We start from the raw sequence: 24,634 nt of genomic DNA, 5'->3' as shown, positions 1-24,634 counted from the left end.
GCCAAGTTGCGGGGATTTTTTTAGCTAATGCTGGGGGATTGAGAGTTGCAGCGCCTGATCCAACAGCTCACATATCTCGGCGGCCGGGCGTTCAAGGTTAGCGGGCAAACATTGCAGTACCCCGCGAGCTTTGGCCCTGAGCGGGCTGCGCTGTGCCAGCCTTGCCAGGTAACTATCTGAATCGTAGTAACCAATTAGCGGGTTTCGCTGAATATTAAACAGATGAAATTCGCTGATATCCTGCCAGTCCAGCTCCAGTGTCCGCAGCAAGGAGCGGTAGCTGATGCCATGCTGATGGATGCTGAGGGAAATCGCTGCTGGCCTTAGGCCATAGAGACACATCAAGGCCAGCCAGATCAACTGTCACTGAAGTAGAATGCGGCGGCCCGCGCCATGAAAAACAGCGCCGATTGACTCCAGTATCAAAGGCTGCTGCATCTCAGAGCTGGCGGGTATAGGCCTGGCAGATATTCTGCTCACCCGTCTGCTTGGCTCGTTTCAGCGCCACTTCGGCATTACCGAGGAACTGTTCCAGACTCTGGCCCGGCAGATAGGCGGCTATGCCTATGCTGATCCCTTCTGCCAAGCCGTTTTCGCCTAAGTTGGCCAGCGCCTTGACCGCATAGTGATGCGCCTGATTGGCATCGGTTTCCGGTAGTATGATAATCAGCTTACCCAATTGCCAATGGGACATCTGATAGCTGTTGGGCAGATCCCTGAGCAGCTGCATCTCCACCTCGTGTTGGCGGTTCTCCAGCTGGCCGATATCACTCATATGGCTGAGCATGCCCTCGGGGCTGATGTCCATCAGGAGCAGACTGGCTTGTAGCTTTTCCTCTTCGGACATGGACTTGAAGTAGCGATCCAGATCCCTGAGGTTCACTAGGATGGTGCTACGGTGTGGCACCAGATCGCCACTGGCCTCAATCTTGCCCCTTGGGGTTGCCTGCTCCAGGGTGCACACCAGATATTCAATCTCGCCATCTTCATCCAGATAGCCCTTGAGCGTGGCCTGCAGGCAACTGCCGTGGCTGTGGGTGCAGAGTATTTGCCCTTGCCACTGGCCTTGCATGCTCACCAGCTGGCTAATTCTCTGCCACTGGTTGCCAAGATCGTTTTCCAGCAAAGCCGCCAGGCTGTGGCTGAGATCACCGTTGAGTTGCATCAGCTTATCAAAGGCTTCATTGACCTTGAGCAACTGCCCTGAGGGCGTGGTCAGGGCGGTGGCCACATTGCTGCCGGTCAATAGCTTGCTAAGGAAGGCTTCCTGCTGGGCTTGTTTCAGTTCGCCGATATCTTCAAAGGTGATCAGCAAATAGGTTTGACTGCTGGCGTTGTAGCGGCGGATATGCAATCTGAGCTGGGCGTTGTCCAGGGATTCGAGCTGCACTTCGCCACGCCACTCGCCGGCATCCGCCAACTGTTGTTTCATCGAAGAATAAAGCTCGTCTTCCAGCTGCAGGATCCGTTGCAAACTGCGATCCGGCAGCTCATCCTGCTCGAGTTGCAGAGTGCGGGCGGCAGTGGCATTGGCGCTGACGATACGGCCGCTGGGGTTGACCAGCACACAACCCAGGTTGGAGCGGAACAGGCCGCGGGCCAACTCGATACTGTTTTGTCTGGCGCGCTGTTCGAGGCGGAACATATGGGTCAGCAGAATAACCGCGGTTGCCAGAATGGTCAGTATGGCGGCGCAGGCCAAAAGGATGTTGCGCCACTGAAAGAAACGGGAGGCGATGTCGTGATTGCGGATATAGGAAAGCAGCAGATATTCGCGCTTGGTATCGTTTTGCGAAGCCAGTTGTACCTTGAGATAGACGAAGGTGGCGTCTTCTCCGTGGAATTGACCAAAGTTACTTCTGGCCATCTTGCTCCACAGTGCCGGATAGCTCTGTCTTATGCTGCTGCCCATGGTTTCAGGCAGCCTGGCCAAAGGGTCCAGATCCGAAGCGCCGGCATAAAGCAGGCCCTGATTGTCAAACAGCAGCAGAGGTGAGGCATTACTGGAGAAGGCGGGCTTTATCGCTTGCAGCATCTGCAACATGGAGTTGTAGGTGACCAGATAACCGCGCACGCTCTGATCCTGATTTTCCAGCCAGGCCAACTGGTAAATGTAGGGCTCGAGGCGGCCGTCAATCGGGGCAAACTCCAATGCCGAGGTATAGATTTCCTGCCCCCCCAGATTGCGCTTGTTGCCCAGGAGTGCCGGCGGCATGGACATGCTGCCGAAGGTATTGCTGGTGGCGATACGGAACTTGCCGTCGGCATCAAACAGCGCCAGATCCAGCAGTTCTGGGGTGCTGCGCTTCAGGCTGTCCCAGCTCGTCATCAGCCGTTGATATTCTTTGTGTCCCGGATTATCCAGGTACTGGCGCAGATATTCTGACTTGGCAAACATCTGGGTGCGAAACTGCTGGAAGGAGATTTTATCGGCCAGCAGGGCACCAACGGTTTGCAGCTCGCTGTATCTTTGTACCGCCCACTCTTCCTGCAGACGTCGCTCGCCCAAGGTGATCAACACATTGGTAATGAGTATCACAGTGATCACCAGCATGCTCAGCTGACTGGCAACGGCCAGCAAGCGCTGCCGGGACCAGTGAATACCCTGAGCCGAGATAAGCAGAGGTGTGTCTTTGAGTCCGGTATTCTTTTTGAACATGGAACTGTGCTGGCTCCAGAGTGAAAATTGCGCTCATGTTAACACGAAATAACCCAGTGGGCATCGGCAGTTACCGACCGCTCACCGGGCAGTTAACACTGTGGCCCGTGAAGCAGCGAACACGTCCCTATGGGGCCTGCGCGGGTTTACAGGTCCATCTGCTTGGTGCCGTCTCTTTGCTAACCCAGCTGTCCCAGGATCCTGTGCTTGAATTGACAGCCGGCGTCTTCCACTATTTTGCGACAGGCGTCGATATCCACCCCTTCCAGGCCATCGAGTGCCGATACCTGCACCTGCTTGATGTATCGGGGAGCTTCGCGAATAAAGGCGTTGACCGCATCCCAGGAACCAGCCAGACGTGGGCGACAGTGTTTAATGTAGCCTGATTCAGTGTCGGCATTGAGTGAGACCGACAGGGCATCGACGCACTCGGCCAGCTCAGGCAATATGTTGCGCCTGTGAAACAGGTTACCCAAGCCATCGGTATTGACCCTGACCTTACCGCCGCGGCGTTTTATTTCGCGGGCCACTTCCAGCAAGGTTTCGAGATTGAGCGTCGGTTCACCATAGCCGCAGAACACATATTCATCGAAGTTAGTTACCTCGCCGAGCAGCGGAATGATATCGCTGCCGCGGGGGCGAACCTTGAGATCCAGCTGATACTCATGAATGCTCTTGCTGCCGTTATGCTTGGGACAGAAGCGGCATCTCAGGGTGCAGCGGCCGGTGATATTCAGATAGCGGCTGTTGCGTATGTCATAGACGAGTGTGGGTTGGCTTTGGGCTTTGCTGCTCATAACGACTCAATAAGGCATGCAGGAGATAACTTGGAGTCTAACCAAGAGCCGCAGTGAAAAATGCTAGCAGGATCAGAAAACACCCACTTAGGAGCCACACGAGATGCGGTAGAGTTGAATTTGTTGCCTGATAAGGGAAGGGAGCCTTTGGGCTCCCTTCAATCACTTACTCAGTGTTGCGACTCGTTTAACTGGGTCTCTGCCTCTTTCGGCCGCCACCACCAGTGATAAAACGCTCGGCTCTTGTGGCTCAGATCATCGAGAATGATATAGAGCATGGGCACCAGGATCAGGGTCACCAGGGTGGAGAACAGAATACCGAATGCCAGAGAGGTGGCCATGGGGATCACTATCTGTGCCTGCAGGCTGCGCTCCATTATGATGGGCACCAGGCCGACAAAAGTGGTCAGCGAGGTGAGGATAATCGCCCGGAAACGATAACACCCCGAATCTATGGCCGCCTTAACCACTGACTGGCCCTGCTCACGGGCGCGGTTGACGAAGTCCACCAAAATCAATGAATCATTCACCACTACCCCGGCCAGAGCAACTATGCCGCAGAGACTGAGAATGCTCATGGACAGCCCCAGAATAAAGTGACCGAACAGCGCACCTATCATACCGAAGGGGATCACCGACATGATGATCAGCGGCTGGCTGTAGGACTTGAGCGGAATGGCCATCAAGGCATAGATAGTAAATATCGCGAAGAAGAAGCCTTGTAACAAGCCGACCATGGCGGCCTGTTCATCCTGGCTGGCACCATCGAGACTGGCGGAAATATGGGGATATTTACGCTCGAGTTCGGGCATAAACTTCTCCTGGATCTCCTGCACCACCTTGGAGGGCTCCACTTTATCCTTGTTGGCGTTGGCGGTCACGGTAATCGCCCTGCGACCATCCACCCGGGTAATGGAAGAGTAAGATTCCCCCAGCTCCAGTTCGGCCACGGTAGAGAAGGGCACCGCCATGCCGTTTGGCGTGCGGATCATCATGTTCTCCAAGTGGCCTATGGTGCGGCGCTGCTCCAGCGGATAACGCACCATTACCTTGACCTCTTCCTTGTTGCGCAAAATTCGTTGCGCCTCATAGCCATAGAAGCCATAACGCACCTGGCGTGCCAGATCCGATAATGTCAGCCCCAGCGCTTCTGCCTCGGGACGAATCTTGAGGCGAATTTCATGGCTGCCGGAGGAGAAGTTATCGGCAATATCATAAACGCCTTCATAGCTGGCAAGCTTCTGTTTCAGTTCTTTGGCGGCCGCAGACAATTGTTCCAGATCGGTGGAGGTAAAGCGGAAAGAGATATCGCCGCCTGCATCATTGGTGCTGGCATTGATATTGAGTTTCTTCACTGCCACCAAGTCCGGCAGCTGTTTGCGCCAGGCCTCGGCTATGGTCACACCGTCCACGTCCCTGTCTTCACCCTTGGTCAGCTCGGCAAAGATAAATGCCGAGGTGCGGCTGCTCATATTGATGAAGCTGTGCTTCACCACAGGGTAGCCGATTTCGGACTCCATCTGCTGGTTCATGGTGTAGAGGGCATTTTCAATTTTCTGCACCACATCCAGGGTGTTGAGCTCTGAGCTGCCTTCATCCATTTCCAGATTGACCTGGATAAAGTCGGACGGAATATCCGGGAAGAACACCCAGCGCACCTTGCCACTGGTGACCATGGCGACCGACAGAATAAGCACACCGATAAAGCCCGCCACCAGGGTATATCTGTGGGGGATCATCCGCTCCATAAAGTTGCGGTAACTGTGGTGGATAAAATGCTGCACTTTTTCGTTGAAGGCGCGCTTGAAGCGGCCAAATGGCCCAGGGTTGGGATTGGGTTTACTGGGCTTCATGTGCGCCAGGTGCGCCGGCAGAATGAACTTGGACTCCACCAGCGAGAAGGCCAGGCAGAGGATCACTATCATGCCGATGGATTTCCAGATGATCCCCATGGGACCTGGCACCATCAACATGGGGATAAAGGCGGCAATTGTGGTCAACACCCCGAAAGTAGCGGGCATGGCGACCTTCTTGGCGCCGCGGATCACATTGGTGATCGAGTGGCCGTGACGCTCAACCTCTGTATGGGCACTCTCGCCTATGACTATGGCATCATCCACCACTATCCCCAGCACCAAAATAAAGGCGAACAGAGTCAACATGTTGATAGACAGGCCAAAAGGTTCCATCGGCATCAGTGCCATGGCACCGAGGAAGCACACAGGCAGCCCCAGCATGACCCAGAAGGCCAGTTTCAGATCCAGAAACAGCGCCAGGATAATGAACACCAGCAAGGCACCCATAAACATGTTGGACAGCATCATGTTGAGGCGGCCCTTGAGATAGTGGGTCAGGTCGCCCCAGTAGTCCAGCTTGGCGCCGCTGGGTAGAGTGGCCTGACGCTCGGCAATAAAACCTTTGACCTGATCGGCAATCGCCAGGGCGTTTTGATCGTCTATGCTGGTGATCTCTATGATGGCCGCCGGCATGCCGTCGAAGCGGGTGTACTCGAGCCGCTCCTCAAAGTCATCCTTGATCTCGGCCACCATGGGCAGCATCACCCGGCTGCCATCGGCGCGAGTGCTGACCACTATGTTGGCAAAGTCATCTCCCGTGTAGGCCTGGCCCTTGGTGCGCAGCAGTATGTCACCGTCCTGAGCCCGAATTGAGCCACCGGGCAGATCTATCGAAGTGTTTTGTACTGCCTGCGCCACCTGAGTGAAGGTGAGGCCGTACTCTCTGAGCTTATCTTCCGAGACTTCGATACCGATTTCATAGTCGCGCACCCCGGTCACTTCGGCACGGGTCACCGCCGGCAGGTTGGTGATCTCATCACGGATCTCCTTGGCCAGCTCTTTCATGTCGTGCAGTGTCATGTCGCCATAGACAGACACCCAAATAACGTTGTTTTCCGGCTTGATCCGGTAGATATCCGGCTTTTCGATATTGGCCGGAAAAGTCGCGATGGCATCGACCCTGAGTTTGGCCTCATCCAGCACCTCTTTGGCATCATAGCCGTCTTCCACCTCTATGGTGACAGAGCCCACGCCTTCGCTGGCAACCGAGGTAACCTTCTTGATGCCGCTGATGTCTTGAATCGCCTCTTCAATCTTGATGGTGATCCCTTCTTCAATCTCCTGCGGCGCTGCGCCTGGGTAGGCGACTGAGATCCGCAAATAGTTGAGTTCGAAGCTGGGAAAGACCTCTTTATTGATCAGAAAGGCGCTGAAGATCCCGCCGATAAGCAGGATCCACATCAAGAGGTTGGCGGCAACATTGTTGCGGGCGAACCAGGCAATGATTCCTTTTTCCTGCTCCATCAGAGTTCACCCGCCGCAGCCAGACGCTGTTCCTGAGTTTCATCCTCTTCGCTGTGGGAAGCGTCTTTATCTTTGCTGTTGGCAACTCGCACCAACTGACCATTGGTCATATTGTTGAGATTGGTCTTGGAGATTCGCTCGCCATCCTTGAGGCTGTCTTTGATGTAGATATACTCAAGATCTGTGCGTACCACGTTGACGTGACGCATCTCTATCTTGTTGTCCTTGTCTACCACGGCCACATGCTGATTACGCACCATATACCTTGGCAGTTTCACCAGGCCATCGACGGTGCGGCCCTTGATCACGGCGTTGACAAAGCTGCCGTATTTCAGCGGCAGTTGGCCGGTCTGTTTCTGCTTTCGCAGATAAGGATCCTGCACTTCGGCCACCAGATAGACCATGCGGTTATCCGGATCTATCACCCCTTCACTGCGCACTACCTTGCCGGTCCAGGTCACGGTTTTACCCGCCAGGGCGGCGCTCAGGGTTACCTGAGTCTCAGGGTTGTCCACCGACTCCAGATAGGCCAGGTCTTTGTTGGCCAGCGGCAGGCGCACTTCGGCTACAGCCGTGTCGTACAGCTCACCCAGATTGGTGCCTATGGAAACGTACTGCCCCAAATCGACACTGCGGGCGCGCACTATGGCATCGAAAGGTGCCCGGATAACGGTACGTTCCAGGTTGCGTTTGGCTCTGGCGAGTGCCGCTTCGGCATACTTGACGTTGGCTTGCTCTTTCTTCAACTGAGGAACCCGCAAGCCAAGCTCGGGTGGCATACCGTTGTCATAACCGCTGAATTCTATCTTGGCGACTTCGCCGCGAGCGATTTCTTCATCCAATGCTGCCTTGGCCTGGGCCAGGGTCGCCTGGGCCTGCATCAGGTCGGCCTCATAGTCAGAAGGTTCTATCACCGCCAGCTCATCGCCTTGATGCACCACGCCACCGGCCACAAAGGCCGGGGCTATGCTGAGGATACGGCCCTGAACTTCACTGACCAGCTGAGTCTTGTACTTGGGAGTCACAGTGCCGTAAGAGGGCAGGTTGAGTGACATTGTCTGTTGTTCGACCTGAGTCACGTCGACCACAGGCAGCGGGATCTCTTCCGCTTTTTGCTCCGGCTCCTGCTTGGTCATCATCAGGAGTTTGGCGCCGAGTACGGCGACCACTATGATGAGCAGCGGCGCTATTCTTCGGAAAAATGTCTTCATATTCTTCTGCATATCCATGCTGGAGGCTTAATCTGAGCTTAAATTACCAGACAAGCAGCGGCCAATAAATGTGTTTTTGTAAATAAAATGTGTCAAAAGCTGTCGGCGGCGGGAGGGCTGTGAGGCCGGTAACAAAAAAAGGACCCAAAGGTCCTTTTTAAACGAGAAATTAAGTCGAAGCTTATTTTTTCTTCTTCTTTTTCTTGCTGTTTTTGGCACTGGCATCCTTGGCTTTGACCTTTTTCTTGGTCGGTACCTTGGCTTCTTTGTGCTTGGGGCGCAACTCTTCGATGACTCGCCGTTTCAGCTTCTGCTCGATATAGCGCTCAACTTTGCTGAGGATCCGCATATCATGGGCTTCCACCAGAGAGATGGCTGTGCCCTTGGCGCCGGCGCGGCCGGTGCGGCCTATTCTGTGCACATAGGCATCGGCAGAGCGGGGCATATCATAGTTAATCACATGGGTGATGCCTTCGATATCTATGCCGCGAGCGGCGACATCGGTAGCCAGCAGCACTTTGACTTCCCCCTTGGTGAAACGACCCAGAGCCTGGAAACGCTTCTTTTGCTCCATATCGCCGCGCATAAAGGCGGCCGGGATCCCGGCCTGCAGCAACAAACCTTCGAGGCTGCTGACCACTTCGCGGGTCTTGCAAAAGACGATGGCGCGCTTGGTTTCTTCCTGATTGAGCAGGTGACACAAGAGAGCGAACTTGTGCTCCTTGTTGTCGGCCAGGTGGATCCATTGATGGATCTTGGCTTTCTCGCTGCGTGGCGGTTCGGCCTCCACCAACACAGGATCGTTGAGCAACTCAGTGGCAAAACGGCGAACGCCGCTGCCTTCCAGTGTGGCGGAGAACAGCATGTTCTGCTTTCGTCCCTGCGCTTCTATGGCTATGGTCTGCACAACCTGGGAGAAGCCCATATCCAGCATGCGGTCGGCTTCATCTATGATAAGCAGTTCCACTTCGGTGGCTTCAAACTTGCGCTTCTCAAGATATTCGAGCAGGCGGCCCGGGGTCGCCACCAGAATATCCAGGTTACCGGCCAGGGTTTCTTCCTGTGGGGCGTAAGGGACACCGCCTGTGATTATGCCAATCTCCAGCCCAAGACCGGTCGCCAGATGACAGGCATATCTGTGAACCTGACTGGCCAGCTCGCGGGTCGGGGTCAACACCAGTACTCTGGCCTGGCCGGGACGACGGCGGGGGAAGTCAATCAGATGTTGCAGTGCCGGCAGCAGGAAACTGGCGGTCTTACCTGTGCCGGTCGGGGCATGGGCAAGAATATCCCGTTGCTCCAGCGCCAAAGGCAGAGCCAATTGCTGAATACTGGTCGGGGTCTTGTGGCCCATGGCTTTCAGTGAATCCAAAAGCCTGTGGTCCAGATCGAAATCTTCAAATAGCATGGGGAGCATCTCAAACAATAATGCGCGGGAGTATACCTTGTCTGGGTTGCCGTGCACAGCTTGTCGCTTGGGAAGCTGAGAATAAGTCCCTTGCAACCGGCAACGGCTTAGAGTTTCAGGTAAAAATCCCGGGTCAGTTGTGCCATGGCCTCCGAATAGCGGCCGTCGGCTTCTCTTATATAGAGGGAGGAATGAGCTTTTGGCGCGGCAACCGCTTCGCCTTCCTTGGCATGTTCAAGCAGCAGTAACTCTCGGTTACTGGGCTTTTGAGGCGTGCTGCTGACACTGACCCGAGCGGCCAGTCGCAAGCCTGCCTTTATTGCGGCGCACGCAAATCTGTCCAGGCTCTGAACCGGCAGAATAAGGCTCGCCTGTCCCTGTGGCTTGAGTAATTGCTTTATCGCCACACACAGTTCGTCAAAGTTCAGATGCTCTGTGTGTCTCGCTATGGCTCGTTTGGGGTCATCCGAGCGTGGGCCGGTTTCGAAATAGGGTGGGTTGCAAAGTATATGGTCGAACAGCGCTGAGTCTATCAAGGCATGCTCATCGCAATAGGCCTGAATTGAGCCTTGATACAAAGCGAGTCTGCTCGCCCAGGGCGAAGCCTTGAAGTTGGCACGGCTTGCATGGGCCGCGCTGCTGTCGAGCTCAACCGCCAGTATCTCTGCCTCACTGCGCTGCGCCGCCATCAGACTCAGTAAGCCGCTGCCGGCCCCTATGTCCAGCACCCGCTGGGCCCCGGTTAATGGCGCCCAAGCGCCCAAGAGCACCCCATCTGTACTGACCGGCATACCGCAACCGTAATCTTCGATATGAAATGCCTTGAAACTGAATGCCATTGAGTGCTCAACCTCCCAAGCATAATGCTTGGCGGGGATTTTATCCCGAAAGAGTCATCATTCGCCAAGGCTTTGGCGCCGTTTTGTTTCGGTCTGGTTCATACTTTGGCAGGGGATGCTGCTAACTTTAGGCTGGTGATGCTGGACAAGTGTTAAAGGTCGTACCAGCAAGGGCGTTGGGGAGTCGACAAATGTTTGCAAAATGCTACGCCTGTTGCCTCAATTGGGGCTGGGTGTGACCTTGGACAACTTTTTCTCATCCTGAGTTTTGCATCTGTTGTGTTTTTAGGCTGCTGTTTGGTTGGCTTGTTGCGCACTTTAAGAGGGTCTGGTATTAGTGTTCCCCCTTAATTCGCGGCATTCTGCGAATTAGATCAAGGTAAAACAGTTTTAGGATAAGCAAAGCAGCGAAAACCCCCTGCCATTTGTTCATAAACTCGCCAAGAATAGGCCAAATTTACCACGGATATCTGTAATAAAGGCTTTACACTCGAGTAGGGCGAGCGCGACGGCTATTATTTCAGCTATAGCTAAAAATGTTGCAATCACTTAAGTTTATTAGAAAAACATAACAAGATGGGGCATACAGTGCACAAGACTCAATTGACACTTGGTGACACCCTGGGCCTGGGATTCATGACCTTTGCGTTTTTCCTGGGGGCGGGCAACCTGATTTTTCCTCCTTTTGCCGGGCAGTTGGCCGGCGAAAACATGCCAATGGCCATGATTGGCTTTTTGATTACCGCCGTGGGTTTGCCGCTGGCCGGTTTGATAGCTGTGGCCAAGGCGCAGGGCAAGGTGATGAAGCTGTTGCCGGCCTTTGCCGCGACCGCTCTGGCAGTCGCTATCTATATCATTATTGGCCCAGCATTCGCGGCGCCTCGTACCGGTCTGGTGGCCTATGAGATTGGCGCGCTGCCTTTTATTCAAGACCCTGCATCGGTAGTGAACATTCTCGGGCTTGAGCTGAACAAGCCTCAGTTGCTCTACACTCTGGGATTCTTTTTGGTGACCATGCTGCTGGCACTGTTTCCCGGCAAACTGATGGATAGCATAGGCAAGGTATTGACCCCAGTGCTGATTCTGCTGCTGATGGGGCTGGCAGTGTCCGTTATCTTGCTGCCCGGCAGCGAAGTACCGGCCGCCAGTGGTGACTATATCAAGCACCCACTGACCAAAGGCATTATCGAAGGCTACAACACCATGGATACCCTGGCATCCTTGATGTTCGGTATGCTGATTATCGATATTTTGCGCAACAAGGGCGTGTCTGAGCCTGGCTTGCAGACCCGCTATCTGGTGCGCGCTGCGCTGGTAGCCGCCGCTGGTCTGGCATTTGTGTATGTGTCGCTGTTCTTCCTCGGTGCAACCGCAGGTGATATGGCCAAGGGCGCCGAGAGCGGTGGCCAAATCCTCACCAACTATGTGACTCACGAATTCGGTGATATGGGCATTATCCTGTTGTCCACTGTTGTGACTCTGGCCTGTTTGACCACGGCTGTGGGGCTGGTGAGTGCCTGCTCCGACTTCTTCCAGGAGTTGATCCCGGGCGCCACTTATCGCTTTCTGGTGGTGCTGTTCAGCGTGATCTGTGCCGTGGTGGCCAACGTAGGCCTGACCCAGCTGTTGGCTATCAGTATTCCTGTGCTGATGACCATCTACCCTGTGGCTATCGCTTTGGTGTTGGTGACCTTCCTGACGCCTTATTTCCGCAATCCGAAATTTGCCCACAGACTTGCGCTGTCGGTGGCCTTGTTCTTCGGGATTTTTGATGCTCTTAAGGTGACAGTGGCTTCACTCAAGCCGCTGACCCAAGTGGCCGAGCCCAACAGTTTGCTGCTGGCATTTGTTTCCGGTGTTGAAAGCCTGGCCCCTGTGATGTCGGCGTTGCCTCTCTACGAAGAGGGCATGGCCTGGCTGCCACCCACCCTGACAGTGATGATTATCTGTTTGTTTGTCAGCCCCAAGGCGGCGCAGGCTGTCTGAGTTACTGGAGTCCATTTCGAGACGGCGTTATCCTTGATGACGCCGTTTTTTATTGGAGTATTGTTTGTGGCCGCGACTTCTTCATCCGCTTATGTTCAGGACCCCTTGATTGAAGGTTTTCTCGATGACCTTTGGTCCAGTAAGGGCCTGAGCGACAACACATTGGCGGCCTATCGCAATGACCTGCGCCATTTTGATCAGTACTTGCAGGGAAGAGGGCTGACACTCAACTCTGCCGGGCGCGAAGCGGTGCAGGATTACCTCGGTTTTCGTGTCGATAAAGGGGTTGCCCAGAGCAGCAGCGCCAGGTTAAAGAGTAGCTTGCGGCGCTTTTATGGTTTTTTGCTGCGTCGGCAACTGATAGCGGAAGATCCCATGGCGCGTATCGCGTCCACCAAGCTCAAGCGCAAATTGCCCGGTAGTCTCAGCGAGGCCGAGGTGGATGCCTTGCTGGCTGAGCCCATACGGGAAGACCCGGTCGAAGCCAGAGACAAGGCGATGCTTGAGCTGTTATACGCCACCGGACTCAGGGTCAGTGAACTGGTGGGGTTGACGCTGGAGCAGATGAGTCTGCGTCAGGGCCTGGTACGGATCACGGGTAAAGGCGGCAAGGAGCGCTTGGTGCCCATGGGCGAGGTCGCCGTCAGCGAAATCGAGTCTTTCCTCAAGCTGGCGCGCGCCGAGCTGCTCGGCGGTAAACAGAGTGATGTGGTGTTTCCCTCCAAGCGCGCCCAGATGATGACCCGGCAAACCTTCTGGCACAGGATCAAGCTTTATGCGTTGCGGGCCGGTATCAGCACCGAGCTGTCGCCCCATACTTTGAGACACGCCTTTGCCACTCATTTGCTCAACCATGGCGCTGACTTGCGGGTAGTGCAGTTACTGTTGGGCCACAGCTCGCTGTCCACCACCCAAATTTATACCCATGTGGCCAATGCCAGGTTGCAATCGCTGCATCAGCAGCATCATCCAAGAGGCTGAATTCGGTGATCTGGCACGCAATTAGTTGCTTTCACTGACAACAGCCTGTAACTTTTCAGCCTCTGGCCCGGTCTGATGAGAGACGAAAAAAACCAATCAGGCCCAAATAAGATAGGATTTCCAATGAAGTTAACCCGTGCATTCTCTCTGTGTCTGGCGCTGGCGGTTACACCCTTTGTCGGTGTTGCCTCTGCGGCTTCCGAACCGGGTGATCAGCTGAAGCAAAAGCTCAGTGACACCTTGGGTATTGAAGTGATCTCTATGGCAGATTCACCTATCCCAGGCCTGTATCAGGCAATCACCAACCGCGGCGTGCTCTATGTCAGTAAAGATGGTTCCAAGCTGCTGCATGGCAACCTCTATGATCTGAATCAAGGGATGAAAAACCTCACCGAGGTGGCGCTTGCAGGCCCAAGACTCGAGATGCTCAAGTCCTTCGAAGACAAGATGCTGGTCTACAAGGCCAAGAACGAAAAGCATGTGGTGACTGTCTTTACCGATATCACCTGTGGTTATTGCCGTAAGCTCCATAACCAGATGCAGGAATACAACGACCTTGGGATAACAGTGCGCTATCTGGCCTATCCCCGTCAGGGCGTGCCTTCACCCAACGCCGAAGAGATGGAAGCGGTTTGGTGTGCCAAAGACCCTCATAAGGCCATGGATGACGCCAAGGCCGGCAAGAGTATCAAGATGGCCAAGTGTGATGCCAATATCCCGGGGCAGTATCAACTGGGGATGAGTTTTGGTATCAATGGTACTCCTGCGTTGATCCTCGAAGATGGCAGCCTGATCCCGGGTTATCAGCCACCGAAAGATCTGTTGAACAACCTTGAGAGTCGTAGCCTTTAATCTCAATAGCGGCAGCGCTCAATCGAAAAATCTCACTCAAAAAGGCGAGCAACCCACTCGCCTTTTTGTTATCTTGCCCGGCAAAGCCATTTTCAAGAATAGCCCATAGTGATCCACAAAATCGTCCGTCGTCCCAGGGTGGACGACAGCCATTTACCCGCTAATCTGCATCCGCTCTTAAAACAGATTTACGCCAGTCGCGGCGTTCAGGCTCCCGAGTGCGAACTGGTGCTCAATCGTCTGCTCAGGCCGGATACCATGCTGGGTTTGCAGCAAGGTGCCGAGTTGGTGGCCGATGCCATCGCCGCCAATCGCCGCATTCTGATCATGGGTGATTTCGATGCCGATGGTGCCACCTCTACCAGTGTGTGTCTGTTGGCGCTCAGAATGATGGGAATGGAAAACTGTGATTATCTGATCCCCAATCGCTTCGATTATGGCTATGGCCTCAGCCCTGAAATAGTGGCGGTGGCGCACAGCAAGGGCGCCGAGTTACTGATCACTGTCGATAACGGTATCTCATCCATCGAAGGCGTCAGGGCCGCCAAGGCGCTGGGGATGACGGTTGTTATTACAGATCACCATTTGCCGGGCAATGAATTACCAGAGGCAGATGCCATCATTAACCCCAATCAACCCGGTTGCAGCTTTGCTTCCAAGTCGATTGCCGGGGTCGGGGTGGCTTTCTATCTGATGTTGGCACTGCGGGCTGAGCTGAGAAAACGTCACTGGTTCGCCAAACACTCGCTGGCCGAGCCCAATCTGGGGGTATTACTGGACTTGGTGGCTCTGGGCACTGTGGCCGATGTGGTGTCGCTCGATGCCAACAACCGTATTTTGGTGGATGCCGGTATCAAGCGGGTGCGAAACGGCGCCTGTCGCCCGGGGATCACCGCCTTGCTGGAGGTGGCCCGCCGCAATCCGGCGCGTTTGGTGGCCGCCGATTTCGGCTTTGCGGTTGGCCCCAGACTCAACGCCGCCGGAAGGCTGGATGAAATGGCGCTCGGGGTTGAAACTCTCCTGTGTGATGACATGCTCAAGGCAAGAAGGATGGCGGCCGAGCTTGATGGCCTCAACGCCGAGCGCCGTGAGCTGGAAACCGGCATGCAGCAAGAAGCGATGAAGAGCCTGGAGGCACTGCAGCTCAAAGAGAGTGAACAGCCCTGGGGTATTGCCCTGTATCAGCCGGACTGGCATCAGGGGGTGATAGGTATTCTGGCTTCCCGGATCAAAGACAGGTTCCACCGCCCGGTAATCGCCTTTGCTGAAGCCAGCGACACTGAAATCAAGGGCTCGGCCCGCTCCATCAAGGGGCTGCATATGCGCGATCTGCTGGAGCTTATCAATGCCCGCCATCCCGGGATGATCCTCAAGTTCGGTGGTCATGCCATGGCCGCCGGGCTCTCTTTGCGTAAGGATGCCTTCGAGCAGTTTGCCGAGGCCTTTGACACCTGTGTCCGTGAGCTGCTGACCTTGGAAGATCTCAATGGCGAGCTGTTCTCCGACGGTGAATTGCCGCTTGAGTGTTTTACCCTGGATACGGCGCAGCTGCTTAGAGATGCCGGTCCCTGGGGCCAGGCCTTCCCCGAGCCGCTATTTGACGGCCATTTCAGAATTTTGCAGCAGAGACTGGTGGCAGAGAAACACCTTAAACTGGTGCTGGAGACCGAATGCGGCCGGATCATGGCCGATGCCATCGCCTTCAATGTGGATCTCAAGACCTGGCCTGATGCCAGCATCAATCATGTGCATCTGCTGTATAAGCTGGATGTGAACGAGTTTCGCGGCAACAGTAACCTGCAGTTGCTGGTCGAGCAGCTGGAGCCCCTGTGAAGCAAGCAGTAAAACTGGCAGTAAAACCAAGTGCAAGCCGGGAGTCTATTTAAGATAGGGATAGGCTGAGTAACGGGTCATATGTCGCAGGAGAGCAAGATGAACAATCTGTTTGCCAACTTACCCAAGCAGCTTGATGCCGAGCAGTTTGACGCGCTTTTGGCCACGCCGGATCTTAAAATTGAGCGCATTCTGTCCCACGGTCAGGTGACACCCGAAGGGCAATGGTACGATCAAGCGCAGCATGAATGGGTATTGCTGCTGCAGGGCGCTGCCCGGCTGCAATATGAAGATGATTCAGAAGTGAGCCTGAACCCGGGGGACTGGCTCAATATCCCCGCTCATGTACGCCACAGAGTCAGTTGGACCGCCGAGGATCAAACTAGCGTCTGGTTGGCCATTTTTTACTCTTGAGCCGACGGTTCTTGCTCTGCAATCCGCTCAATTTCCCACAAAAAAGCCGCCTGCTGGCGGCTTTTGGCATTTAAGATTTAAGGCCTACTTGATGGTTTTAACCCCTTCTGGGGTGCCCACCAGAAGCACATCGGCGCCACGGTTGGCGAACAGACCATTGGTCACTACGCCCACTATGGCATTAATCTGCACTTCCAGCTCTTTGGGGTTCAGTATCTTCAGGTTGTAGACATCCAGAATGACGTTGCCGTTATCTGTTACCACACCTTCACGATAGACAGGATCGCCACCCAGCTTCACCAGCTCACGGGCCACGTAGGAGCGGGCCATAGGGATCACTTCCACCGGTAGCGGGAAGTTGCCCAGCACATCGACCTGCTTGGTGTTATCGACGATACAGATAAACTTGTCGGCCACGGCCGCAACTATCTTTTCCCGGGTCAGTGCGGCGCCGCCACCCTTGATCATGTCCATGTGGCCGTTGATCTCATCGGCGCCATCGACATACACAGACAACTTGTCTACCGAATTGAGATCAAACACAGGGATCCCCAACTGTTTGAGCTTGGCGGTGGAGGCTTCAGAGCTGGAAACCGCGCCTTCAATATCGGCCTTTATCGTAGCCAGAGCATCGATAAAGTGATTGACGGTAGAGCCGGTGCCCACGCCAACTATGCTGTCTTTCTCGACATATTCCAGCGCTGCCCAACCGGCCGCTTTCTTCATTTCATCTTGGGTCATAATGCCATCCTGTTGATTCTGACAAATTTACTTGAACTTGCCCTAGTATACTCCGAGTTGTTGTGAAAAGTGCCGCTCAATCTTGTCCGGAAGAATAGTTCTTGAAGTGCAACATAAGTTAAGAACTTTTTACTGCGCCCGCCTGCGCCCCTGCGCTACTATACGGCCAGGCTGATGTGGCAGTACTGCGCTGAAAAAGTGCACAGGTGCCGCTTGAATATGTCGCATACCGAACCTATTTAGAGCGCAAAATTGACCTGGTTTAAGGAGATTTAAATGGCTGGAGCGAGTCTACTGACTCTATTGGATGATATTGCCACCATCCTGGATGATGTGGCGGTAATGAGTAAGGTTGCCGCCAAGAAAACCGCCGGGGTATTGGGGGACGATCTGGCGCTGAATGCGCAGCAGGTAACAGGGATCAGCGCCGAGCGGGAGCTGCCCGTGGTATGGGCCGTTGCCAAGGGCTCTTTTCGCAACAAACTTATTTTGGTGCCGGCAGCCTTGCTGATCAGCGCCTTTATTCCCTGGGCAGTTACACCTCTGTTGATGTTCGGTGGCTTGTTTCTCTGCTTTGAAGGCTTTGAAAAACTCTGGCACAAGGCCAGTCACAGCAAGGCTTCTGCCGAAACAGATGATGAAGCCGCCGCCGAGGCCGCGATGAAAGAGGTCGAGGATATTCGCGCCTGGGAAGCGCAGAAAGTCAAAGGCGCAATACGTACCGACTTCGTGTTATCGGCAGAAATCATCGCCATCACCTTGGGGATTGTGGCGGAAAAAGCCTTTATGACCCAGTTGGCCACTCTGTCTATCATTGCCGTGGTAATGACTATCGGGGTTTACGGCTTGGTGGCCGGTATCGTTAAGCTGGATGACGCCGGGCTGTATCTCTCAAGACGTAGAGGCGAGGGTTTTTGGGCCCACAACCTCAGGCGTATTGGGCTTATGCTGGTCAGTGCTGCCCCCAAACTGATGAAGCTGCTTACCATAGTGGGCACCGCCGCCATGTTTATGGTAGGTGGCGGCATTCTCACCCATGGCCTGCATTGGGTCAGTGAGCAGATAACCCATGCCGCCAACTGGGTAAGCTCTCTGGCTGTGGCCGGCCCTGTGTTGGCAGCGCTGACACCTACCTTGCTCAACGCCCTGTTCGGCATTGTGGCCGGTGCCATCGCCGTGGCCTTGATGAGTATGGTGGAGCGTTTGAGAGGCAAGAGCGAAAGCCACTAAACGTGCCAAGCCAATAAAAGATCAAAGCTAAAAAGACATTGGCTTGAATTGGATTAAAAAACGCGGCTCTTGAGCCGCGTTTTTTGTGTTTGGTGCGGCTCAGTTAATCACGCCACAGGCCATACGGGCGCCACCGCCGCCCAGTGGCGCCGGGTGATCTGAATGGTTATCGCCTCCCATGTGGATCATCAGTGCCTTACCTTTGACGTCGGCCAGTTTCAACCTTGGTGCCAGCACAGGTGTGGAAGCCATGCCATCAGCATCGACATAGAGCGCCGGCAGATCGCCCTTGTGATTGTCATTTGTCCAGGGGTAACCGTGCTTGCCGCTGCCATCAGGGTCGAAGTGACCTCCGGCCGCGCCGCCCAATACCGTCTTACCGTCTTTACTGCTGGTGTCACAACTGCCATTTTGATGCACATGGAAGCCGTGAACGCCGGGCGTGAGTTGCTTGAGGTTGGGGGTTAACACCAGGCCGTAGGCGGAATCACTGAGACTGATGCTGCCTATGGGGCTTGGGCCATCGGCCGACAGTAATGAGATACTGACTTCTTCGGCGGCCAGTTGTGATGCGGCAAACACCAGTGACAAACAACCCGGGATCAGGATGGACTTTTTCATCGCTTGTTCTCTCCTTTGAGTGGAATTCCAAAAACGACAAGGCCGACTCGGCGGCATGATAATGAGCTGCCTATATGGCTTTCAGCATAGAAGCCGCCAGGGCAGAGTGCCAGCCGGCCTAATGTCTGGTGTTAACCTGCCCTGAGATTCAAGCCAGCGCCATAAGAGGATTCGCCAATTCACCAAGATATTTCAGCAATAGCAATAACAGCCTGGAGCCAGGTCTCAGTGTTGATCCAGCTTGGCCTGCCACAGGGCGCTTTGCTCCATGGGGCTAAGGAAGGTGCGAACAAGTCCCATGTGTGCTCTGCGTCGGCTTACGGGCTTGGATGCAAGGCGTGGTTCGCAGCAAATGGCCCTAGTCCTTTGCAAGAAGCACAACACAGCAGGCAGGCCTGTAAGCCACGCCCTTCGGGGCTTTCACAGCAACCGGCTCTCTGCGTTATCCGACTTCGACAGGCCCCGGCATGCCTTCAGTCAGATGCCTTGAACGCCAATTGCTGTGTAAGCCAGAGTGCCACGAGGACTTATTCGCACCTTCCCTGAGTGAACGGCGGGCGCAGTAAAGGCTGATGCCGCAGCAAAGCGGCACTATCAGGAGATCCGAGGCATGAAAGCGCAGTAACAACCAGAGTGCCAGGCTATAAAGCAGTAGCGTAATCAGCGGAACCGGCAGCAAAAGCTGCCACTCGAAACACTTCCCCAGCCATCTGGCCCCCAGGCCCACAGCCACCGCCGGCAGCATATACAGCCAAACCAGAGTGCTGTTGCTGCCGGCCATAAATAGAAACAGCCACATAGCAAGAATGGCGCCCAGCAAGGCGCCGAGCAGCGCCTTGGGTTGTGACTGTTGCCGGCGCATATTGTGATAGGTTTCCCGCTGCATCTGCTGCTTAACCTTGGCCCGCTGGGCACTGTCTGGTCTATCAAGGCTGCGATACTGACGTGCCATACTTGCTTACTCCGCGACTTCTCTGGCTGATGTTATACCACTTTTTCGGGTCAAGATTCAGCCGTCAGAGTGTTGAAGCTATGCAGCTTGCCCGGGGTAACGATAAAGGGCAGCGGGATATCCCAGGGGGCGAGGGGCAGGGAGTCTACCAGCTGCAGGGTATGGGCAAAGCCGACGGCCAGTAATGGCACAGTTCGGGCGCTTTGCTGCGCCGCGGCCAGTGTTCTGTCGTAGAAGCCGCCGCCCATACCCATGCGGTTGCCCTGGGCGTCGAAGGCCACCAATGGCGTGAGGATGAGATCCAGCTCAGCCAAAGGCACCAGAGTACGGATATCCAGCCTGGGCTCGGGGATACCAAAGCGGTTGGTGTGCAGTTGACTGGAGAGTTGATAGCGCAGAAACAGTAAACGCCCAGGGGCAAAGGGATGAATGATCGGCAGACAGGTGGTTATTCCCCGTTGCCATAGCGCTTCGATAAGGGGAGCCGTATCCAGCTCGCCGTCACAGCTAAAGTAGAGGGCGACTGTCTTGATTGCTCTGCCCTGGGCGCTCAGTTCATCGAGCAAGGTTAGAAACTGCTCACAACCCTTGAGGGCGGCAACATGCTGCTCGGCTTCGGGAATGGCCCTGCGGGCATGGCGAATGGCTTGCCTGAGCGTCTTGCAACGCGCATCACGGGTTTGGCTGCTTGAGTCTGTGTGAGTCATAAATGAGGATGCTCCCCAGAATGTCGATGCCGGTGTAGCCCTTGAACCGTAGGTTCAAGGCGGGTAAATGATTACATCCTAAGGCTTCTCGGTTCGCGCCGAGCATGCACAATGTCAGTAAAACATTCACCCTGAGATTAAAAATATCGGCACAGGGACATTACCAGCTGTCGCACACCCCAGGGAGCAAATTCTGGGTCGAACCTGTGAGGGTTCGTGCTATTTCAGTTTAATCCTCTCTTGCGCTTCGCTCAACCAATGCGTGCTCAAGAGTGGATTGCAGCAAACGGATTCTGTCATCCATTTGGCTCATATAATCTTGATTCTTCCGCTGCTCTTCATAGAGCTCATAGCCTATGTTGAGTGCGGCCATCAAAGCCATTTCCTCGCGGCTGATGGCGTTGGTGCGGGACTTTATCTTGCCCAGTTGCAGCTCCAATTTCTGCGCCACCGCTTGCAGAGCCTGTTCCTGACCCGGGGGACAGGCGATGGAGTAGGTGCGCCCCAACAGGGTGATATCTATGGCACTGTTACTCATCTTCCGCACGGGATCCTTTTCTTTGGCTCTGTGGCGGAATATATCTAGCTCAGCGTTAAAGTGCAAGACAAGCGCCGCTTTGTTGCGTTGGCTGCTGTTTCCCTGACCAGCTTGGTACAAATCCCGGCAGTAGATAACCGGCGAAGCCTGGATACATTGCCAAATGCACGACCTGGCTCGCAGCTTGGGTAAGATTCCAGTCTTGGTCGCCTTCCCTAACTCTGCTAGCATGACGGGGGTAAATTCAATACTTGGACAGCTTTATGGCAACCCCACCCTCATTACGTATCGAAAGCCTGCGCAGTGCGCTCGACAACGCCGACATAGGTCAGCATCCGGTTGAAGTGCATGGCGCCTTGGTGGGCCTGATTTGTGGCGGCGTGCCACAGCAGGAGCAGGCCTGGTATCAGCCACTGCTCGAGCTGATGAACGACGGCCAGCGCCTGCCCGACAAACTGACACAACTGATAACCGAACTTTTTGGTGACACAGTCAATCGACTGCAGGATCCAGACTTTGGCTTCACCCTGCTGCTGCCGGAAGAGGAAGAACCTCTGACAGTGCGGGTCGAAGCGCTCTCGCTCTGGACCCAGAGCTTCCTCACCGGCATCGCCATCATTCAACCCGGTTTGAATCAGGCATCGGAAGATGTTCGTGAAGTGATCAAAGATCTGGCGGAAATTGCCCAGGTAGAGTTCGATGTTGCCGACGATGATGAATCCGAAAGTGCATATCTCGAGCTGCTGGAGTTTGTTCGCATGGCCGCCATTCTCTGCTATTCAGAGTTCGGCCCTGAGTTGCCGGATCTCGACGCCGAAACACAAGACAATAATACGCTGCATTGACAGGGCACCCGTTTGCCCTGTCATTTCTGTGACGGCACCCATTGAGCGTGCCTGAGTAGAGGAAAGATGAACCCGCAAGTTGACGCCCAAGCTGTGAGTCAGGAATGCGCTGAGCTGGATATCGCCATTGTCGGCGGCGCCATGGCCGGTGCCACCTTGGCATTGGGGCTGGCCGACCTGGCCAGGAAACTCTCCCGTCCGCTGAAAATTGCCGTTATCGAGGCCTTCGATCTCGCCAAGCAACATCCAGGTTTCGATGCCCGCTCCATCGCCATAGCCAATGGCTCAGTGTTTGAGCTCAAGCGCCTCGGCATCTGGCCTTTGCTTGAAGATCTAGGCACAGCGATAACCGATATTCATGTCTCGGATCGCGGCCATTTCGGCATGACAGAGCTCAACGCCGGGCAGTTTGCGCTGGACTCCCTCGGCCAGGTGGTAGAACTCGAGCGGGTCGGCCAGCGGCTGTTTGGCGCCATCGCCAAACGTGATATCCAGCTTTATTGCCCGGCGCGTCTCGAGAAGCTGCAAACCTCGGCTGCGGGCCATAGTTTAACGCTCAGTAATGGTCAGCGGCTTTCCTGCCGTTTATTGCTGGCGGCAGATGGGGTTAACTCCTCGGTGCGTGCCCAGCAGCAACAGGCGTTGCAGCAGTTTGAGTTTGGTCAGAGCGCGGTTATCGCCAATGTTGCTACCGACAAGCCCCATAATGGCGTGGCCTGGGAGCGCTTCACCGAGCACGGCCCGTTGGCTCTGCTGCCTATGGGCGACAGCGACGGCCAGGCCCGGCTCTCTCTGGTGTGGGCCTTGCCCCATGAAGAGGCCGAGCGGGTGCAGGCTCTGCCGCAGGCCGAGTTTTTGCAGCAGCTGCAGCAGGCCTTCGGCTATCGAGCCGGGCGTTTTGTGGCTGTGGGGGAGCGCAACCGCTACCCACTGAGCCTCTCTTACATGCCAAGACCCATATATCACCGCACGCTTTATTTGGGCAATGCCGCCCAGACTCTGCACCCGATAGCGGGGCAGGGGTTCAATCTGGGACTCAGGGATCTGGTCACTGTACTGGAAACGCTGGAGCCGGTATTGGCCGCAGGTGGCGACCCAGGCGCAGCCCAGGTGCTGCATGCCTATCATGCCGCCCGTGAGCAGGACAGACGCCAGACCATCAACAATATTGAGTTTCTGGTGCGCGGTTTTTCCAACAACTACTGGCCGCTGGTGGCCGGACGTAATCTGGGGCTCAGGATCCTCTCCTGGTGCCCACCCCTCAAGACCCAGGTGGCCCACAGAGCCATGGGGTGGCACAGGCAATCGGCTGCTTGTTTATTTTCCAGGAGTCAGTGACGATGAATTTCCAAAGCTATGATGTGGCCGTGGTGGGCGGCGGTATGGTGGGACTGGCAACGGCCTGCGGCCTGGAACAGGCCGGGCTCAAGGTGGTGGTGATAGATGCCGCCGGTGCCGCGCCGGTCGAGGGGGCGCCACGCCTGAGGGTCAGTGCCATCAACAAGGCCAGCCAGGCGCTGCTTGAACACTTGGGTGCCTGGGCCTATCTGGACAAGTCCCGTCTCGGGCCATACAGCAAAATGGATGTCTGGGAAAAAGACGGCATGGGGCGCATCCAGTTTGATGCCCAGAGCCAGTGCGAGACTTCCCTTGGCACCATAATCGAAAACGATGCCATTCACTACGCCCTGGCCCAGCGAGCCGCAGAGCTGGAACAGCTGACACTGCTGGAACACACCCGGCTTGAGCGTATCGCCTTTGGTGAGCGTGAAGCCTGGCTGACGCTGGATAACGGCGATAACCTCAGTGCCGCCCTGGTGGTGGCTGCCGATGGCGCCAACTCCTGGGTTCGCCAACAGTGCCAGATCCCGCTGACCTTCTGGGATTACGGCCATCACGCCATAGTCGCCAGCATTCGCACTCAGTTGCCCCATGGTGACTGTGCCCGCCAGGTGTTCAGTGCCGACGGCCCACTGGCGTTTCTGCCGCTTTATGAGAGCGACCTCTGCTCCATCGTCTGGTCGGTGCCGCCGCAAAAGGCCGAAGCCTTGCAGGCTTTGGATGATGAGGCCTTCTCCCGGGCGCTGACCGCCGCCTTCGATGGCCGCCTGGGCCTGTGTCAGTTGGAGAGTGAACGCCAGAGCTTTCCGCTGCGAATGCGTTATGCGCGCCATTTCGCCCGCCATCGTTTGTTGTTGGCCGGCGATGCGGCGCACACCATACATCCGTTGGCGGGGCAGGGGGTTAACCTGGGTTTCCTTGATGCCGGCGCCATAGTGGAAACCGTGGCGGCATTGCACGGCGAAGGCAAGGATATCGGCGCTTATGGCGAGCTGCGCGCCCTTGAGCGCTGGCGCAAAGCCGAGGCGATGGAGATGATAGCTGCCATGGAGGGCTTCAAGCGGCTGTTTGCCGGCAGTAATCCTCTGAAAAAGGCGATTCGCGATCTCGGTCTCAACCTGGTGGACAATGTCGCTGGGCTGAAAACTGTGTTCATGCAACAGGCCATGGGACACAAATTCAAGCTGCCGCGTTTGTGCCGTCCTGAATAATCTTCATCCCCGGTTAGCCGTATGTGAAGGAAAACGCCCAAAAACAGTCGCTTTTGGGCGTTTTTTATACATGTACTGTGATTTGCTGTAAAAAAATTACAGGCAAACCATGAGAAAAATTAATCCATAATGGTTCGGATTAGAAAAA

The 24,634-nt window shown here is 55.3% G+C and carries 21 protein-coding genes and 1 other RNA gene; 9 read left to right on the top strand and 13 right to left on the bottom strand.

Annotated elements, in window-relative coordinates:
- Positions 1-24: 24 nt before the first annotated feature.
- From HCX89_RS19620 to HCX89_RS19590, 7 genes are all read right to left on the bottom strand, one after another.
- Entirely contained in the window at positions 25-360 is a 336-nt protein-coding gene (locus tag HCX89_RS19620) for a hypothetical protein (protein ID WP_144191242.1), read from the bottom strand.
- A 79-nt stretch (positions 361-439) separates the two neighbouring features.
- Positions 440-2,659: a PAS domain-containing protein gene (locus HCX89_RS19615; RefSeq protein ID WP_025008993.1), complete on the bottom strand. Its 2,220-nt coding sequence runs from the start codon at positions 2,657-2,659 to the stop codon at positions 440-442.
- 179 nt (positions 2,660-2,838) lie between these two features.
- Complete coding sequence (locus HCX89_RS19610) at positions 2,839-3,456, bottom strand: TatD family nuclease-associated radical SAM protein (RefSeq protein WP_045282991.1); 618 nt, start codon at positions 3,454-3,456, stop codon at positions 2,839-2,841.
- Positions 3,457-3,626: 170 nt separating this feature from the next.
- The gene (locus HCX89_RS19605; protein ID WP_144134202.1) at positions 3,627-6,776 is read right to left on the bottom strand and encodes an efflux RND transporter permease subunit; all 3,150 of its coding nucleotides are present in this window, start codon (positions 6,774-6,776) and stop codon (positions 3,627-3,629) included.
- The gene (locus tag HCX89_RS19600; RefSeq protein WP_025889338.1) at positions 6,776-7,987 is read right to left on the bottom strand and encodes an efflux RND transporter periplasmic adaptor subunit; all 1,212 of its coding nucleotides are present in this window, start codon (positions 7,985-7,987) and stop codon (positions 6,776-6,778) included. The genes HCX89_RS19605 and HCX89_RS19600 overlap by 1 nt, the downstream gene beginning before the upstream one ends.
- A gap of 181 nt (positions 7,988-8,168) precedes the next feature.
- The gene (gene srmB / locus HCX89_RS19595; protein ID WP_045283068.1) at positions 8,169-9,395 is read right to left on the bottom strand and encodes an ATP-dependent RNA helicase SrmB; all 1,227 of its coding nucleotides are present in this window, start codon (positions 9,393-9,395) and stop codon (positions 8,169-8,171) included.
- A 107-nt stretch (positions 9,396-9,502) separates the two neighbouring features.
- Entirely contained in the window at positions 9,503-10,234 is a 732-nt protein-coding gene (locus HCX89_RS19590; protein WP_096140944.1) for a tRNA1(Val) (adenine(37)-N6)-methyltransferase, read from the bottom strand.
- A 588-nt stretch (positions 10,235-10,822) separates the two neighbouring features.
- Between HCX89_RS19590 and brnQ the strand changes: the two genes are divergently transcribed.
- From brnQ to HCX89_RS19565, 5 genes are all read left to right on the top strand, one after another.
- A complete protein-coding gene (gene brnQ, locus HCX89_RS19585) occupies positions 10,823-12,220 on the top strand; it encodes a branched-chain amino acid transport system II carrier protein (RefSeq protein ID WP_099049568.1) in 1,398 nt (465 codons plus the stop codon).
- Positions 12,221-12,256: 36 nt separating this feature from the next.
- Entirely contained in the window at positions 12,257-13,201 is a 945-nt protein-coding gene (xerD, locus tag HCX89_RS19580) for a site-specific tyrosine recombinase XerD (RefSeq protein ID WP_082052670.1), read from the top strand.
- Positions 13,202-13,324: 123 nt separating this feature from the next.
- A complete protein-coding gene (gene dsbC, locus HCX89_RS19575) occupies positions 13,325-14,053 on the top strand; it encodes a bifunctional protein-disulfide isomerase/oxidoreductase DsbC (RefSeq protein WP_167717119.1) in 729 nt (242 codons plus the stop codon).
- Positions 14,054-14,161: 108 nt separating this feature from the next.
- Positions 14,162-15,886, top strand: a complete 1,725-nt coding sequence (gene recJ, locus HCX89_RS19570; RefSeq protein WP_167717117.1) for a single-stranded-DNA-specific exonuclease RecJ — start codon at positions 14,162-14,164, stop codon at positions 15,884-15,886.
- 99 nt (positions 15,887-15,985) lie between these two features.
- A complete protein-coding gene (locus tag HCX89_RS19565; protein ID WP_167717115.1) occupies positions 15,986-16,300 on the top strand; it encodes a cupin domain-containing protein in 315 nt (104 codons plus the stop codon).
- Positions 16,301-16,384: 84 nt separating this feature from the next.
- Here the strand turns inward: HCX89_RS19565 and rpiA are convergent, their stop codons facing one another.
- On the bottom strand, positions 16,385-17,041 hold the full coding sequence (gene rpiA, locus HCX89_RS19560; protein WP_025008999.1) for a ribose-5-phosphate isomerase RpiA: 657 nt from the start codon (positions 17,039-17,041) through the stop codon (positions 16,385-16,387).
- Between the two features lie 276 nt (positions 17,042-17,317).
- Here rpiA and HCX89_RS19555 point away from each other — a divergent pair, with 276 nt between their 5' ends.
- On the top strand, positions 17,318-18,271 hold the full coding sequence (locus HCX89_RS19555; protein WP_109248931.1) for a DUF808 domain-containing protein: 954 nt from the start codon (positions 17,318-17,320) through the stop codon (positions 18,269-18,271).
- A gap of 99 nt (positions 18,272-18,370) precedes the next feature.
- Here the strand turns inward: HCX89_RS19555 and sodC are convergent, their stop codons facing one another.
- The 5 genes from sodC to zapA form a co-directional block, all read right to left on the bottom strand.
- Positions 18,371-18,892: a superoxide dismutase family protein gene (gene sodC, locus HCX89_RS19550; RefSeq protein WP_025009001.1), complete on the bottom strand. Its 522-nt coding sequence runs from the start codon at positions 18,890-18,892 to the stop codon at positions 18,371-18,373.
- Between the two features lie 442 nt (positions 18,893-19,334).
- Positions 19,335-19,844 (bottom strand): hypothetical protein, encoded by a 510-nt coding sequence (locus tag HCX89_RS19545; RefSeq protein WP_167717113.1) that lies wholly within the window; start codon positions 19,842-19,844, stop codon positions 19,335-19,337.
- A 50-nt stretch (positions 19,845-19,894) separates the two neighbouring features.
- Positions 19,895-20,551: a 5-formyltetrahydrofolate cyclo-ligase gene (locus HCX89_RS19540; RefSeq protein ID WP_167717111.1), complete on the bottom strand. Its 657-nt coding sequence runs from the start codon at positions 20,549-20,551 to the stop codon at positions 19,895-19,897.
- An 8-nt stretch (positions 20,552-20,559) separates the two neighbouring features.
- A non-coding RNA gene (ssrS, locus tag HCX89_RS19535) (6S RNA) lies at positions 20,560-20,740 on the bottom strand.
- A 40-nt stretch (positions 20,741-20,780) separates the two neighbouring features.
- On the bottom strand, positions 20,781-21,089 hold the full coding sequence (zapA, locus tag HCX89_RS19530; protein ID WP_025009004.1) for a cell division protein ZapA: 309 nt from the start codon (positions 21,087-21,089) through the stop codon (positions 20,781-20,783).
- 263 nt (positions 21,090-21,352) lie between these two features.
- Here zapA and HCX89_RS19525 point away from each other — a divergent pair, with 263 nt between their 5' ends.
- From HCX89_RS19525 to HCX89_RS19515, 3 genes are all read left to right on the top strand, one after another.
- Positions 21,353-21,934: a UPF0149 family protein gene (locus HCX89_RS19525; protein WP_144221264.1), complete on the top strand. Its 582-nt coding sequence runs from the start codon at positions 21,353-21,355 to the stop codon at positions 21,932-21,934.
- A gap of 66 nt (positions 21,935-22,000) precedes the next feature.
- Positions 22,001-23,272 carry a 2-octaprenyl-6-methoxyphenyl hydroxylase gene (gene ubiH / locus HCX89_RS19520; RefSeq protein ID WP_167717109.1) on the top strand — a complete coding sequence of 424 codons (1,272 nt, stop codon included), beginning with the start codon at positions 22,001-22,003 and terminating at the stop codon, positions 23,270-23,272.
- Positions 23,273-23,274: 2 nt separating this feature from the next.
- A complete protein-coding gene (locus tag HCX89_RS19515) occupies positions 23,275-24,486 on the top strand; it encodes an FAD-dependent monooxygenase (RefSeq protein WP_037474072.1) in 1,212 nt (403 codons plus the stop codon).
- The last annotated feature ends 148 nt before the right edge of the window (positions 24,487-24,634 follow it).

Source organism: Shewanella sp. Iso12 (assembly GCF_012030025.1).
In the GTDB taxonomy this organism is placed as follows: domain Bacteria; phylum Pseudomonadota; class Gammaproteobacteria; order Enterobacterales; family Shewanellaceae; genus Shewanella; species Shewanella algae.
Note: the sequence above shows the minus strand (reverse complement) of the source record. Positions and strands in the feature narration are given on the sequence as shown.

Excerpts from the sequence above, each read along its gene's own strand:
- HCX89_RS19515 (WP_037474072.1), top strand. The coding sequence starts at position 23,275 with ATGAATTTCCAAAGCTATGATGTGGCCGTGGTGGGCGGCGGTATGGTG.
- ubiH (WP_167717109.1), top strand. The coding sequence starts at position 22,001 with ATGAACCCGCAAGTTGACGCCCAAGCTGTGAGTCAGGAATGCGCTGAG.
- HCX89_RS19590 (WP_096140944.1), bottom strand. The coding sequence starts at position 10,234 with ATGGCATTCAGTTTCAAGGCATTTCATATCGAAGATTACGGTTGCGGT.
- dsbC (WP_167717119.1), top strand. The coding sequence starts at position 13,325 with ATGAAGTTAACCCGTGCATTCTCTCTGTGTCTGGCGCTGGCGGTTACA.
- HCX89_RS19565 (WP_167717115.1), top strand. The coding sequence starts at position 15,986 with ATGAACAATCTGTTTGCCAACTTACCCAAGCAGCTTGATGCCGAGCAG.
- srmB (WP_045283068.1), bottom strand. The coding sequence starts at position 9,395 with ATGCTATTTGAAGATTTCGATCTGGACCACAGGCTTTTGGATTCACTG.
- HCX89_RS19600 (WP_025889338.1), bottom strand. The coding sequence starts at position 7,987 with ATGAAGACATTTTTCCGAAGAATAGCGCCGCTGCTCATCATAGTGGTC.
- HCX89_RS19610 (WP_045282991.1), bottom strand. The coding sequence starts at position 3,456 with ATGAGCAGCAAAGCCCAAAGCCAACCCACACTCGTCTATGACATACGC.
- HCX89_RS19525 (WP_144221264.1), top strand. The coding sequence starts at position 21,353 with ATGGCAACCCCACCCTCATTACGTATCGAAAGCCTGCGCAGTGCGCTC.
- HCX89_RS19555 (WP_109248931.1), top strand. The coding sequence starts at position 17,318 with ATGGCTGGAGCGAGTCTACTGACTCTATTGGATGATATTGCCACCATC.
- rpiA (WP_025008999.1), bottom strand. The coding sequence starts at position 17,041 with ATGACCCAAGATGAAATGAAGAAAGCGGCCGGTTGGGCAGCGCTGGAA.
- HCX89_RS19545 (WP_167717113.1), bottom strand. The coding sequence starts at position 19,844 with ATGGCACGTCAGTATCGCAGCCTTGATAGACCAGACAGTGCCCAGCGG.
- sodC (WP_025009001.1), bottom strand. The coding sequence starts at position 18,892 with ATGAAAAAGTCCATCCTGATCCCGGGTTGTTTGTCACTGGTGTTTGCC.
- xerD (WP_082052670.1), top strand. The coding sequence starts at position 12,257 with ATGACGCCGTTTTTTATTGGAGTATTGTTTGTGGCCGCGACTTCTTCA.
- HCX89_RS19605 (WP_144134202.1), bottom strand. The coding sequence starts at position 6,776 with ATGGAGCAGGAAAAAGGAATCATTGCCTGGTTCGCCCGCAACAATGTT.
- HCX89_RS19540 (WP_167717111.1), bottom strand. The coding sequence starts at position 20,551 with ATGACTCACACAGACTCAAGCAGCCAAACCCGTGATGCGCGTTGCAAG.
- HCX89_RS19615 (WP_025008993.1), bottom strand. The coding sequence starts at position 2,659 with ATGTTCAAAAAGAATACCGGACTCAAAGACACACCTCTGCTTATCTCG.
- zapA (WP_025009004.1), bottom strand. The coding sequence starts at position 21,089 with ATGAGTAACAGTGCCATAGATATCACCCTGTTGGGGCGCACCTACTCC.